This is a genomic window from Burkholderiales bacterium (genome assembly GCA_013695435.1).
Classification (GTDB): domain Bacteria; phylum Pseudomonadota; class Gammaproteobacteria; order Burkholderiales; family JACMKV01; genus JACMKV01.
Map to the genome: position 1 here is coordinate 1 of JACDAM010000077.1, position 13758 is coordinate 13758.

Annotated in this window: 12 protein-coding genes, 1 other RNA gene and 2 pseudogenes; 6 read left to right on the forward strand and 9 right to left on the reverse strand. The window is 60.0% G+C overall.

Going from position 1 to position 13758, the window contains the following annotated elements; genetic code table 11:
* The 4 genes from dnaX to H0V78_04445 form a co-directional block, all read right to left on the reverse strand.
* Positions 1–696: DNA polymerase III subunit gamma/tau (dnaX, locus tag H0V78_04430; GenBank protein ID MBA2351047.1), on the reverse strand; the 696-nt coding region annotated here is incomplete at its 3' end.
* A gap of 73 nt (positions 697–769) precedes the next feature.
* Positions 770–1306: an acyloxyacyl hydrolase gene (locus tag H0V78_04435; GenBank protein ID MBA2351048.1), complete on the reverse strand. Its 537-nt coding sequence runs from the start codon at positions 1304–1306 to the stop codon at positions 770–772.
* Between the two features lie 44 nt (positions 1307–1350).
* An RNA gene (ffs, locus tag H0V78_04440) (signal recognition particle sRNA small type) lies at positions 1351–1449 on the reverse strand.
* Positions 1450–1585: 136 nt separating this feature from the next.
* Positions 1586–1813 carry a hypothetical protein gene (locus tag H0V78_04445; GenBank protein ID MBA2351049.1) on the reverse strand — a complete coding sequence of 76 codons (228 nt, stop codon included), beginning with the start codon at positions 1811–1813 and terminating at the stop codon, positions 1586–1588.
* Positions 1814–1987: 174 nt separating this feature from the next.
* On the opposite strand from H0V78_04445, the gene H0V78_04450 reads away from it, so the two are divergent.
* A complete protein-coding gene (locus H0V78_04450; protein ID MBA2351050.1) occupies positions 1988–3229 on the forward strand; it encodes a glycerophosphodiester phosphodiesterase in 1242 nt (413 codons plus the stop codon).
* A 431-nt stretch (positions 3230–3660) separates the two neighbouring features.
* On the opposite strand, the gene H0V78_04455 is transcribed toward H0V78_04450, so the two are convergent.
* Complete coding sequence (locus H0V78_04455; protein ID MBA2351051.1) at positions 3661–4215, reverse strand: PepSY domain-containing protein; 555 nt, start codon at positions 4213–4215, stop codon at positions 3661–3663.
* Positions 4216–4238: 23 nt separating this feature from the next.
* Here H0V78_04455 and H0V78_04460 point away from each other — a divergent pair, with 23 nt between their 5' ends.
* Both H0V78_04460 and H0V78_04465 read left to right on the forward strand, forming a co-directional pair.
* Positions 4239–5453: a sensor histidine kinase gene (locus tag H0V78_04460; protein MBA2351052.1), complete on the forward strand. Its 1215-nt coding sequence runs from the start codon at positions 4239–4241 to the stop codon at positions 5451–5453.
* Between the two features lie 20 nt (positions 5454–5473).
* A pseudogene (locus tag H0V78_04465) lies at positions 5474–6100 on the forward strand (response regulator transcription factor).
* Between the two features lie 109 nt (positions 6101–6209).
* Here the strand turns inward: H0V78_04465 and H0V78_04470 are convergent.
* Entirely contained in the window at positions 6210–7739 is a 1530-nt protein-coding gene (locus H0V78_04470) for a fumarate hydratase (protein ID MBA2351053.1), read from the reverse strand.
* A gap of 80 nt (positions 7740–7819) precedes the next feature.
* Positions 7820–8344, reverse strand: a complete 525-nt coding sequence (locus tag H0V78_04475; GenBank protein MBA2351054.1) for a TIGR00645 family protein — start codon at positions 8342–8344, stop codon at positions 7820–7822.
* A 329-nt stretch (positions 8345–8673) separates the two neighbouring features.
* Here H0V78_04475 and acs point away from each other — a divergent pair, with 329 nt between their 5' ends.
* Together acs and H0V78_04485 are read left to right on the forward strand one after the other, a co-directional pair.
* The gene (gene acs, locus H0V78_04480; GenBank protein MBA2351055.1) at positions 8674–10647 is read left to right on the forward strand and encodes an acetate--CoA ligase; all 1974 of its coding nucleotides are present in this window, start codon (positions 8674–8676) and stop codon (positions 10645–10647) included.
* A gap of 345 nt (positions 10648–10992) precedes the next feature.
* Positions 10993–11259, forward strand: coding sequence for a DUF2442 domain-containing protein (locus H0V78_04485; GenBank protein MBA2351056.1), 267 nt, complete (start codon positions 10993–10995; stop codon positions 11257–11259).
* A gap of 74 nt (positions 11260–11333) precedes the next feature.
* Here the strand turns inward: H0V78_04485 and H0V78_04490 are convergent.
* Positions 11334–11603 (reverse strand): annotated as a pseudogene (locus H0V78_04490) (phage integrase N-terminal SAM-like domain-containing protein).
* A 236-nt stretch (positions 11604–11839) separates the two neighbouring features.
* Here H0V78_04490 and H0V78_04495 point away from each other — a divergent pair.
* A complete protein-coding gene (locus H0V78_04495) occupies positions 11840–13135 on the forward strand; it encodes a DUF4038 domain-containing protein (GenBank protein ID MBA2351057.1) in 1296 nt (431 codons plus the stop codon).
* A 277-nt stretch (positions 13136–13412) separates the two neighbouring features.
* Here H0V78_04495 and H0V78_04500 read toward each other — a convergent pair.
* Positions 13413–13758 (reverse strand): transposase (locus tag H0V78_04500; protein MBA2351058.1); only part of this gene is annotated, 346 nt, incomplete at its 5' end.

Sequence of the window (13758 nt, forward strand, 5' to 3'; positions counted from 1 at the left end):
GACCTCGCCCGCCGAGTAAGCAATCGCCTGATCCAGCAACGAGAGCCCATCGCGCATGCTGCCACGCGCGGCATGCGCAAGTAATACTAGCGCGCCAGCATCCGCCTCGCCCCCTTCGGCCTCGGCAATACGGGTCAGCTGAGCCGCGACGGAAGCCGCCGTCATCTGCTTCAAATTGAACTGCAAGCAGCGCGACAACACCGTCACCGGAATTTTCTGCGGATCTGTCGTCGCCAGAATGAACTTGACGTGCTCGGGCGGCTCTTCGAGCGTTTTCAGCATCGCGTTGAACGCCGATTTGGACAGCATATGGACTTCGTCGATGATATAGACCTTGAAGCGCGCCGCGGTCGGCAGGTATTGCGCGTTTTCCAGCAATTCGCGCATGTTGTCGACCTGCGTGTTCGAGGCGGCGTCAAGCTCGATCAGGTCGATATAGCGGCCGGTATCGATTTCCCTGCAAGCCGCGCACTGACCGCACGGCGTTGGCGTGATGCCAGCCGCGCAATTCAGCGCTTTGGCCATGATGCGCGCGAGCGTTGTTTTGCCGACGCCGCGCGTGCCAGTCAGCAGCCAGGCGTGATGCAGACGTTTCTGTTCGAGCGCGTTGGACAGCGCGCGTACCACGTGTTCCTGCCCGACCAATTCGGAGAAATTTCGCGGGCGCCACTTGCGCGCCAGCACGGTAGTAGTCATTGGCGACGGTGATTCGAAGAGATTGGCAACGGAACGTACGGCAGGGTGACTGCGTGATTTGCCGCTGCGGGCGCTAAAACCAATAGCCGAAACGCACCTGACCGAAGCTGATGCCGTCGTTCGGCTGCTTGATGCTGCCGTTCGACAAATGCTGGTAGCGGAAGGCGAGATCGTATCGGTGTTTCTCGCCGAAGCGCATACCAATGCCGAGATGATCGCCGAACTGAAAGGCGGTAGCGAGTTGCTGCTCGGAAATCGAGGTATGCGAAAGCAGATGGAAGCCGACGGCAGCTTCCAGATACGGCGATATGCCGCTCTTGTGCGTCTGCTGCAAGCGAAACACCGGGGTCAAGCCGATATCGACGATATTGCGGTGGCTGCCCGGCGTATCGTCACCGCGCCAGTAGCCGAGCGCGGCATCCCAATAACCCCCGACATGCCAGTTGCCGACGTTCAGCCATTGCCTGTTCCAGTCCCACTGATAGGCCGCGCGCACCATGTCAACCGAATCGCCGGTGCCGATTTCGAGCGCGACACCGTCATAGGCTAAGGCCCGCAAAGATGGGCAGAGACAACACAGAACGGCGAGCAATCGGGATGTTTTTTTCATGGCCAGCGCGGGAGGAAAATGCCCGGCCATGATAAAGCAAAAGGGGTGGCGAGCCCAACCCCCGGCACTTGCAGAAAATAGCTGTGGCTGCTTCCTTCCGGACCTGACCAGGTTGGCTACCCTGCAATGCGGGGAGGCCCGCCGTAGTTGTTGCACGCTACGCTGATCGCCCTGGCATCGGACATGCGCGCCAGCCCGCGGCTTCGGCGAAGCTTGTGGCATTCGGGACGTCGGGCGCAAACCGCGGTCAGTTCGCGATCACGAACGCTAGCAACAAGATTACCTGCGGCAGCGCGGATTGTCTAACAGGCTGTTGAAAACGACTGCGCGTACCAAACCTTGCTCGCGCAAGTCTTCGTTGCTAAGGGCCTCGATACAGCGTGGATGCGACCCGGTAGTGGATAAGTCGACGTTAAGCGAAAAAGTCGCGGCTGGTTTTGAAAAGTTTTTGACAGCGATATCGCCGGTGAGCGTGCTGTCATCCAGTTGCAGCGTCAGTTTACGCAAGCTTGCGCTGTCCGAAGAGCTGGCGACTTCGGGGCTCAGCGCCCCGCGGCGCAAAACCGTAGCATCGGCGCCGCATCGGAGATCCCGCCAATCACCGTTTTTACGATCGGTCACTTCGCTGTCATCTTGCCGATATACCTTGTTTCTTTCCACTGATGCGAAAGGGGTAAGGCTATGAGGGTGACGCGTTTACTTAAAACGGTTGCGGTCGCGGCGCTGTTTGCGTTGCCGATGACGGAAACGTCGGCCGGCAAGTACGATGACGACGAAGCGCGCTCGCCGCTGGTCATCGGCCATCGTGGCGCCAGCGGTTATCTGCCCGAACACACGCTTGAATCGTATGCGCTGGCCATCGAGTTGGGCGCCGATTACATCGAGCCGGATGTCGTCGCGACCAAAGACGGCCGCCTCATCGCGCGCCACGAACCCAACATCACCAGCACCACCAACGTCAAGGATTTCCCGCAATTCGCCAACCGCAAGCGCAAGGCGGTCGTCGATGGCGTGGAGGAGGAAGGCTGGTTCGCGAGCGATTTCACGCTGGCCGAAATCAAGCTCCTGGGCGCCCTGCAACCGATGGGCGATCGCGATCAGCGTTTCAACGGTCAATTCAAAATCCCGACACTCGAAGAAATCATCCACCTCGCCAAGCGCAAGTCGCGCGAGAAAAAGCGCGAAATCGGAATCTACCCGGAGACCAAGCACCCGACCTATCACCAGGGCATCGGCCTGCCATTGGAAGATCGGCTGCTGAACGTACTCGGCAAAGCGGGCTGGAACCATTCCGGCGCGCCGGTCTTCATCCAGTCGTTCGAGACCGCCAATCTCAAATATTTAAACAGTCGAAGCTCTGTGAAACTGGTGCAACTGGTGGACGCCAACGACGTGAATCTGGACGGCTCGCTCGACTTCACGCCGCCGTTCGATCGCCCTTACGACTGGGTTGTCTCCGGCCGGCAAGGCTTGTTCAGCGATCTCGTCACACCTCAAGGGCTGGCTGAAGTCCGCGCCTATGCCGACGGCATCGGTCCGTGGAAGCCTTATATCATCAGTTCCAAAGGTACGGATGCGAACAACGACGGCAAGGCCGACGACGTGAACGGCGATGGCAACGTCGATGAGCGCGACCGCACGCTGCTGCCGGCGTCCGAGATCGTCGAGAATGCGCACCAGGCCGGCCTCGTCGTTCATCCTTACACGTTCCGCAACGAGCAGCGCCGTCTCGCTTCGGACTACGGCAGTAATCCCGTGAACGAATACCTGACCTACTACCAGGCGGGCATCGACGGCCTTTTCAGCGATTTCCCCGACACCGCGGTTGCGGCGCGCGTATTGTTTCGCCTGCTCACGGACGAGGACTTTGCCGAATGCCTGGTCGAAGGCGAACGCGGCGGGCATCACCAAGACTGCGATTGACTCCAGGAGAATACTGACCTACCTTTAATTCCCCTCTCCCGAGAAGCGCTCCAGTGAGAGCGCACGCATTGCGTGCAAGGCGCGGACAATGAAACGGCGCTGACATTTGCGTTCGTCAATCACTACCCCACACTGGGATCAGCGGCCACGGCGTGCAGTCGGGTAGCCGGCATATACTCATGATCGTCCGGTATTGCTGACCGGGGTCGTAGCGCTCGACCAATGGAAACAAATCGTCCGTTTGTTGGGATCGTGCTCGGTGCCGCCGATGGCGTAAATTTCCCACCCGAAGGCAACAGCGGTCGGGATGGGCTCGAGCGGTCGATACGCGGCAAGCTGCAGCCAGCACGATGAGACCGTCTCATTCCCTCGCATCTGTACACTCGTGAGGCGAGCCGCGAAAGTGATCGCGCTTGCGCGCAAGGCGAACATCAATTGATCGAAACGCCGGAGCGCCGCCGCTTGAGCCAGATGATGACGCCGGTGATCGCAAGCATCGCAGTGGCGAGTCCGGCGAGACCGATAATGATGCGTCCGGTCAGGCCGGCGATGCGCCCACTGTGCAGCGGAAACTGAAGTTGAGCGAAAACGTCGCCGGCGCTTCCCTGGCCGGGAACGCGCGCGCCGACGATGTTGCCGTCGAGGCCGTCGATATACACAACCGGCGAACCGAGCGCGCCGCCAGTGAAATGCACGCTGTAAAGCCCATAAGTCGGACGGTAGGCAACTTCATCCGGAAGCCCGCTAAGTCCGCGCCTTACGGTCTCGTCTGTCGCGAGCGCCATCGCCTGCTCAAACGAAACAGCCGGTTCGATTGGCGCATGCGGTGGTTGCGCTTTGCGCGCTTCGAAAGGCGTTGTCGTGAATCTCAAGCTCAAGCTCGGTCTTTCGATCACCGCGCTGCTGGCTGCGGTTGCGCTGCTCGGCACGCTGCTCACGCTGTATAGCGCAAGCGGCGACATTCGCCGCGAAACCGAATCGACCAAGCTGCTCGCGCTGCCGTTTATCGATGCTGAAATCCGGCGCAGCGGCGGGCTCGAAAACCGCCGCCGTCGAAAACCTGCTCATCGATCTCCGCAGCGTGCGCCATCTCGACATCCGCCTGCTCGATGCGAACGGCAAGCTGCTCGCCGGCAATCATGTGGAAGCGCCAGTGTCGAGCGCTCCAGCCTGGTTCGTCGCGCTGGTCGATCTGTTTTCCGCGCCGGCGCCGGCGCTTGCGCGCGATGTCCTGCTCGACGGCCACACGCCGGGCAGCATCGTTCTGGCCGCCGATCCGTCAAGCGAAACGGATGAGATCTGGCGCACGTTTCGCACCTTGGGCGGGCTTGCCGCGATTCTGTTTCTCGCGCTCAACGGCCTCGTTTATTGGCTGCTCGTGCATTCGCTGGCGCCGCTCGACAAGGTGTTGGCGGCCTTCGCTGAATTGCAGAAAGGCAATTACAAAATACGTTTGCCGAAATTCCGGCTCGCCGAACTCGCGCGCATGAGCACGCTGTTCAACGAGATGGCGGCGACCATGGAACAGGCGCGCGCCGCGCAATGCGGGCTGACGCGGAAACTGATGCTGGCGCAGGAGGAAGAGCGGCGCAATCTTGCGCGAGAACTGCACGATGAACTCGGTCAGTGCCAGGCCGCGATTCACGCCGAGGCCTGCTTTATCGTCAAACGCGCCGAGCAGGAAAGAGGAAGCGTGCTGGAAAGCGCGCGCGCCATCGTAGCCGTCACCGCTGATATGCAGAAGCTGACGCGCTCGATGCTGGCGCGACTGCGCCCGAGCGCCTTGAGCGAACTCGGGCTCGAAGACAGCTTGCGCGAGCTGGTCAGCGCATGGGCCGCGCGGCAACAGCAAGTCGCGTGTACGCTCGACGTCGAGGGCGGCCTCGATGATCTCGACGAGCCGCTGCAGCTTGCGGTCTATCGCATCGTGCAGGAAGCATTGACCAATATCTCGCGTCATTCCGACGCCGATTGCGTGAAGATCGCCGTGCAACGCAAATCAACCGATGCACGCATCCATTTGCAAATCGCGGACAACGGCAAGAGCGAGCGGCCGCCGCAACCCGGATTGGGTCTACTCGGCATGCAGGAGCGCGTATCCGGTCTGGGCGGCTACTTGGAACTGATCGCCGAATCCGAGCGTGGCTTCAAGGTGATCGCCGTACTGCCTATCCCCGGCGACAGCGCCGGCAACCGCGAGTTGGCGGTAGCGGCAGTAGCGTGAATACTGCGGCGATCCGCGTCATGCTGGTGGACGACCACGCCGTGGTCAGGGCCGGCTATCGCCGCCTGCTCGAGGAAACCGCGGACATCAGGGTGATCGCGGAAGCCGCGAGCGGGGAAGACGCTTATCGGATCACGCGCGAAAACGATGCCGATGTCATCGTCCTCGATATCTCGATGGCCGGCATGGGCGGGCTCGAAGCGATGCGGCGCATGCTGGCGCGCGCGCACGATGCGTATCCTGATATTCAGCATGCATACTTCGGCGACGTTCGCGAGAAGCGCATTGCGCGCAGGCGCCGCCGGCTATGTCACCAAAACCAACGAGCCCGCCATATTGATCGAAGCCGTGCGCGCCGTGCATCAGGGTAAGACCTTCGTATCCCCTGATATCGCGCAGGCTGTCGCGCGTGAAAACCTGACCGGCGAAAACGATCCGATGCGGCTATTGACCCCGCGCGAGTTCGAGATTTTCCGCAAACTCGCGGCCGGCGCGTCGGTCAGGGATATTGCGGGCGTGCTCAATCTGAGCCAGAAACAGTCGCCAACAGCTCTACGATGATCAAGCAAAAACTGGGAATCAAATCCGACATCGCGCTCGTGCGCCTCGCCATGCGTTACTCGATTATCGATATCCAGAACGGCTGATTTGCAGTTCCTGATTGCCTGAAACCGCTGGATCGTGCGCGCGGCGCACGCTACGTTGCTTAAGGGGCAACGTGCGAGACAGGAATTATGCGAACGACGGAAAGCGCTCTCAGGCCGGGATCAACGCGATGCGTGCGCGCCATTCCCTGGGACCGGTCTCGTGCACGGAAGTCCCGTTAGCATCGACGGCGACCGTGACCGGCATGTCGCGCACATCGAACTCGTAAATCGCTTCCATGCCGAGATCGGCGAAAGCGACGACGCGCGAGGCTTTGATTGCCTTGGAAACCAGATACGCGGCGCCGCCGACCGCCATCAGGTAAACGGCTTTGTGTTTTTTGATCGCCTCGATCGCGGTGGGACCGCGCTCGGCTTTGCCGACCATACCGAGCAATCCGGTTTTTTCGAGCATCATCTCGGTGAATTTATCCATGCGCGTGGCGGTGGTTGGGCCCGCCGGGCCGACGACTTCGTCGCGCACCGGATCGACGGGGCCGACGTAATAGATGAAGCGATTTTTGAAATCGACCCCGGTCGGCAGCGGCTCGCCGCGCTTGAAAAAATCGGCGATACGTTTGTGGGCGGCATCGCGCCCGGTCAGCAGTTTGCCCGACAGCAGGAGCGTTTCGCCGGGTTTCCACGATGCGACTTCGGCGCGCGTGACGGTATCGAGATTCACACGCCGGGCGCTCGGACTCGCGCTCCAGGCGACCTTGGGCCAGGCATCGAGGTCGGGCGCCGGCAGTTCCGCGGGACCGCTGCCGTCGAGCACGAAATGGGCGTGGCGCGTGGCGGCGCAGTTCGGAATCATCGCCACCGGCAAGCTCGCAGCGTGGGTCGGATAATCGAGAATCTTGACGTCGAGCACCGTCGTGAGCCCACCGAGGCCCTGCGCGCCGATGCCGAGTCGATTGACCTTGTCGTGCAACTCGATGCGCATTTCCTCGATCCGGTTTTGCGCGCCGCGCGCTTTCAATTCATGCATGTCGATCGGCTGCATCAGCGCTTCTTTCGCCAGCACCATCGCTTTCTCGGCGCTACCTCCGATGCCGATGCCGAGCATGCCCGGCGGACACCAGCCGGCACCCATGGTCGGCACGGTTTTTAGAACCCAGTCGACGATGCTGTCGGAGGGATTCAGCATGACGAACTTCGATTTGTTTTCCGAACCGCCACCTTTGGCCGCGAGCGCGACCTCTACCGTGTCGCCGGCGATCAACTCCATATGGATCACGGCCGGCGTGTTGTCGCGCGTATTTTTTCTGCCGCCGGCCGGGTCGGCGACGATGGATGCGCGCAGCACGTTGTCGGGATGCGCATAGGCGCGGCGCACGCCTTCGTTGACCATGTCGGCGACGCCGCGCTTCCCGGATCCTTCCGACATTTGCCAGCGCACGTCCATGCCGATCTTGAGGAAGACGACGACGATGCCGGTATCCTGGCAGATCGGCCGCTTGCCTTCCGCGCACATGCGCGAATTGGTCAGGATTTGCGCGATCGCGTCACGCGCGGCCGGCGATTCTTCCCGATCAAAGGCTTTGCCCAACGCCTGGATGTAATCGCGCGGATGGTAATAGGAGATGTATTGCAGCGCGGAGGCTACGCTTTCAACCAAATCCTGTTCGCGTATTGTGCTCATGACGTGCTCATGAATTCCCGTTCGGTTTTTGGCGCCCTACCCGCGTCCCACGAAGGTGCTGCGCACGCTGCAATACTACGTCAGGCGTGCGCGCGTTCGTCGGCTTTCTGCGAATTCATCATCTTGTCAGTCGCCGCCATTGCCAGCGCCGAGAATACGAAAGTCAGATGAATAATCACCTGCCACATGATCGTGTGTTCGCTGAGCTGCGGCGCGTTGATAAAGGTTTTCAAAAGATGTATCGACGAAATGCCGATCAGCGCCGTCGCCAGCTTCACTTTCAGGACACCGGCATTGACGTGCGACAGCCACTCAGGCTGGTCTGGATGGTCTTTCAGATTCAGGCGCGATACGAAGGTTTCATAACCGCCGACGATAACCATGATCAGCAGATTGGCGATCATGACGACGTCGATCAGGCCGAGCACGACAAGCATGATATCGACTTCCGAAATCCCCTGAGCTTTCTCCAGCAAGTGCCAGAGTTCCAGCATGAAATGGTAGACGTATACGGCTTGCGCGACGATCAGGCCCAAGTACAGCGGCGCCTGCAGCCAGCGACTCCAGAAAATAAAACCGGATAATACGGTCAGATAGCGCGCCATTTATCGAAAGAAAGGTAAGAGAAACCGAATATGGGAAAGGAATAAACTGCTTCAGCAAGTTATTTCAAGTCTTTGTTATTCCAATAGACCATAAAATATTGCGAAGCACAAAGCGCGCTAAAATTATCATCAATCGCGCACCACCGTCAATTCAATCCAGGTCTCCAGGGCTCGCCGATCCCCCCTTCCACCGTGGATTAAATCCGGCCGCAGGCATAGAATCAAGAGCTTCACCATCCGCCGTCCATTGCCTGACAACAGGCCGTCAAAGCTGTAACAACGGCTTTATCCCAGCGGCTTTACCGCAGCACCCCATCATCGGAGAAAGCATGTCCAATATCGAATCCGTCTCAACCGAAAAACGCGTTTTTCAGCCCGCTGAGGCCTTTGTAAAGCAGGCCAACGTTTCCGGCATGGCCGCCTACCGCAAGCTGTGCGAGGAAGCTGAAAAAGATTACCAGGGATTCTGGGGCAGGCTTGCGCGCGAACATATCGAGTGGCACAAACCGTTCACGAAAGTGCTCGACGAATCGGATGCTCCGTTATACCAGTGGTTTAGCGACGGTGAATTAAACGTTTCCTATAACTGTCTCGACCGCCATCTGAAAACCCAGGGCGACAAGGTCGCGATTATTTTCGAGGCCGACGACGGCAAAGTCACCAAGGCCACTTACAAAGAGCTTTACCATAAAGTCTGCCAGTTCGCGAACGGTCTGAAATCGCTCGGCATCAAGAAAGGCGACCGCGTCCTGATTTACATGCCGATGTCGATAGAAGCGGTCACCGCCATGCAGGCGTGCGCGCGCATCGGCGCCATCCATTCGGTCGTGTTCGGCGGATTCTCGGCCAAGAGTTTACAGGAGCGCATCGTCGATACCGGCGCCGTCGCGGTGGTCGCGGCAGACGGCCAATATCGCGGCGGCAAGGCCATTCCGCTCAAGCCCGCGGTCGACGAAGCATTTTCCCTCGGCGGCTGCGACAGCGTAAAAAACGTGGTCATCTACAAGCGCACCGGCGCCGATATTTCGCTGCAAGCAGGGCGCGACAAATGGTGGGATGACGTGATCAAAGGTCAACCCCAGGAATGCGAGCCGACCTGGGTCAGCGCCGAACATCCGCTGTTCGTCCTCTACACGTCGGGCTCGACCGGCAAGCCGAAAGGCGTGCAGCATTCGAGCGGCGGCTACTTGCTGATGGCGATCCTGACCATGAAATGGACGTTCGACTACAAGCCGTCCGATGTTTTCTGGTGCACGGCGGACGTCGGCTGGGTCACCGGCCACACCTACATCACGTACGGCCCGCTCGCTTGCGGCGCGACCGAAATCGTATTCGAGGGCGTGCCGACCTATCCCGATGCAGGGCGTTTCTGGAAGATCATCCAGGATCACAAAGTCACTGTGTTCTACACCGCGCCCACTGCGATCCGCTCGCTGATAAAGGCCGGCCACGATCTGCCGGAGAAATACGATCTGTCGAGCCTGCGTATCCTCGGTTCGGTCGGCGAGCCGATCAATCCCGAAGCGTGGATGTGGTATCACACCACTGTCGGCGGCGGCCGCTGCCCTATCGTCGATACTTTCTGGCAGACCGAAACCGGCGCCCACATGATCACGCCGCTGCCCGGCGTTACGCCGCTGGTTCCAGGCTCGTGCACCCTCCCCTTGCCCGGCATCATAGCGGCGATAGTCGATGAAACCGGCAAGGACGTGCCGAATGGCCAAGGCGGCATGCTGGTCGTAAAACGCCCGTGGCCGTCGATGATCCGCACGATCTGGGGCGATGATGATCGCTACAAGAAAAACTATTTTCCGGAAGAACTCGGCGGCAAGCTGTATCTCGCCGGCGACGGCTCGATCCGCGACAAAGAAACCGGCTACTTCACGATCATGGGGCGTATCGACGACGTGCTCAACGTCTCCGGCCATCGCATGGGAACGATGGAAATCGAATCAGCGCTGGTCGCCAACACCAAACTCGTCGCCGAAGCCGCGGTCGTCGGCCGCCCTGACGACATGACCGGTGAGGCCATCGTCGCCTTCGTCGTGCTCAAAGGTCACCGTCCGACCGGCGATGAAGCGAAAAAAATCGTCGCCGAACTGCGCGACTGGGTCGGCAAGGAAATCGGCCCGATCGCCAAGCCGAAAGACATCCGCTTCGGCGACAACCTGCCGAAAACCCGCTCCGGAAAAATCATGCGGCGTTTACTGCGCTCGATCGCTAAAGGCGAAGAAATCACGCAGGACATTTCGACTCTGGAGAATCCGGCGATACTGGAGCAGTTGCAGCAGCCTGTGAAATGAATGCAAAAAGCAGAAGCGATGGCGCGAGGCCGGGTTGCGGCGCTGCGCGCCATCGAACCACTCGTTCGAGCCGCACCGCTGCATGAAGATTATGGCTTCGTCACGTTAGGCAACTTTATGAACTGAGGTGGTGTGCCAACTGTTCTTCGTATCGGCGGTTAACGGTTTTTTTCTACGCCAGCGAGAACAACGAATCTCGCCACATCCATATACAGAAGGAGCGAATGCCGCCAAGTTCTGGTTAACAACCGCTGCTTGCAAGCAGCACTGGCTTCGCTCCGCATGAGTTGACTCGACTTATGCGCTCGGTTGAGCAAAATCAACAGAAGTTTGTGGAGGCATGGAATGAGTTCTTTAGGTCTTAAAGCTATCCCGCGCGCCGTGGCAGTTCGTTGCACTGCGGACGAGCTTGTAGTTTCGCTTAATGATGGGCGCACGATCTCCGTACCGCTGGTATGGTTTCCGCGTCTCGCTAACGCTACTCCTGAGCAGTTATCGAGGTACGAGTTGCTAGGCGAAGGCGTTCACTGGCCAGTCGTCGATGAGGATGTCTCGGTGGTAGGGCTTATCGAAGGCCGGCCATCCGTCGAGTATCAAACCGCTGATGCCTAATATCGTGCGCAACCGTCTCGCCACCGCATGGGCACGAATGGAACTCGAGTCCGCTTGTGCCACACCGAGAAACGAAGCCAAGGCAACGCGATTCCCAGCACCTCCTTGTAGAGAAACAGCAGCGCCGATTTCGCCTGATTCTGCGTCGAAGCCGAAACGCCGCGCTCGACCGCCAGATACGTCAGAAACGCCTCGACCTCGGCCGCGCCCAAATCACGCGGATGGCGCTTATCGTGGAACAGAATGAAACGCCGCGCCCTCGATATAACTCGCCTCGCTAAATATTGCTGTAACGCTTGGCGCGCATGCTGTAATCCATGGTCAGGGTGGTCACGCAGTTGCATGAGCAGCTTCGGAGGTTAAGGAGCGGTTCCCATCCGGCCCGGTTTTAGATTTGCCCAAATTGGAAGGCAAGGTAATGACCGAAGGCAGCAGCAATCCGTTGACACTCCGTTTATGAAAGTTGTCGTTTACTTTGAGTTAGCCCCCCAATTCTCTTGCTAAAAGGACTTGCGATACCATGAACCCTCACCATCGGCGCCCGCATCGCTGTGGAAACGCCCTGCTCTCGATCTCCCTCTTGGCTGCACTGTCGCTAGCCCAGCCAGTCCTCGCCGAGCCAGCCTTCCCGCCGAAGGCCAGCCGCGACGGCCGCTACCTGGTGGATGCGAAGAACCAGCCCTTTTTCTATCACGCTGACACACCGTGGATGCTGCTGAAGCTCAACCCGGTGGAAGCGGGAGAATTCCTCGAAGACCGCCGGGCCAAGGGATTCAACGCGCTGCAGATCCTACTGACCGGCTTCATCGACATGAAGAACCATGCCGGCGAGTCGCCGTTTGAAGGCGAGTTTGATCTCGCCAGACCGAACGAGGTGTACTTCGCCCATGCTGATGCGGTAATCCAGAAGGCGAGTGACATGGGCTTCCTGCTGGCGATTGCCCCGTTGTGGTCGGGCTGCTGTGACGAAGGTTGGGCGGGAGAAAAGGACGGCAAGCCGAAACCGCTCAACGTGAATGGAGCGAAAAAGGCCCGCCAGTGGGGCCACTGGGTCGGCGCCCGCTACGCGAAATTCCCGAACATCATCTGGATCATGGGGGGCGATCACGATCCTGAGCAGTCGCTGGAGGTCATCAACGCGCTGGCGCAGGGCATCCATGAGATGGCGCCGCACCATTTGATGACCGCCCATAACTACCCGGACCGCTCCAGCGCGGATTTCTACGACGACCAGGGATGGCTGAGCCTGAACGCAGCCTACAGCTACAGGGAACTGCACGCTCCGGTCTACAAAGAGTGGAGCCGTAACGGGACGGTGCGCCCGGTTGTTCTCATCGAGTCCGGCTATGAGCGCGAGGCCAACGATAAGCGGCAGGGCGATCCCTTTCGCTTGCGGCGGCAGGTCTATGCCGCCGTGCTGAATGGGGCGCTCGCCGGCCATGCCTACGGACATCGGGACATCTGGAAATTTAGCGACCGTTGGCGCGACGCCATGGCCGATCCCGGCGCGAAACAGATGGCCCACGTGAAGCAACTCTTCGCCACGCGGGCGTGGTGGAAACTGGAGCCAGACCAAGGCGATGGACTCGTGACGCAGGGGCGCGGCAAGATCGGCGAGGACGGTTACGTCAGCGCGGCCCGGGCCGCCGACGGCTCCCTGGTCATTGTCTATCTGCCCGAGGCGCGCCCGGTTTCCGTGAACCTGGCCCGCCTATCCGCCCCAGTGAAGGCGCATTGGGTCGACCCGACGGATGGCAGTACGAGAGCTGTCGAAGGTTCGCCGCTCGCAAACGACGCCATCCACGAATTCCGACCACCAGGTGGGAACGCGTGGGAAGATAGCGACTGGGTGCTTCTCCTCGAGACCTCCCGCTAGACTTCGATCATGGAGTGGGATAGAGGAGGGGAACATCTCGGGTGGGGAAATCCAAACCGCCTAACTCGCGCTGCAGCGGACCGGCGGAGCTTGCATCGGTTTCGGTGACACTTTCACCTAGGGAAGCTCTGAAGAACACGCCTACTTATCAGTTTTTGAGGCCATGAAGCGCACGATGAACGCAACTCTCGAATTCAGCCCAGTCAGACGCCCTTGCGGTGCCCCGCAACAGCGTTCTGTGCGCTTCGCAGGCCCGCTTCGGGCCCTGCGGACGCACTCATCCCGGCGCTCCCATCAGTTGCCGCCGCGCCATCCACAGGTTGCCGAGCGCGAACAGCGTGACGATCTGCGCCGTGTTCTTCACCAGCCCGCGGTAGCGCACCTTGGTGAATCCGAACTGCCGCTTGAGAACCCGGAACGGATGCTCAACCTTGGCGCGCACGCTGGCCTTGAACTGCTCACGGCGCAGGGCGATGTCGTCGTGTTCGAGGAAGGGGTTGAGCAACTTGCGCTTGCCCGGGCGCATGGCCACCTGCCAGTCCGGTCCCGCGGCCTCGGGCCGCTTGTGCACGCCCTGGTAGCCGGCGTCGCCGTAGGCGATCTTTTCGTCCCCGTGCAACAAG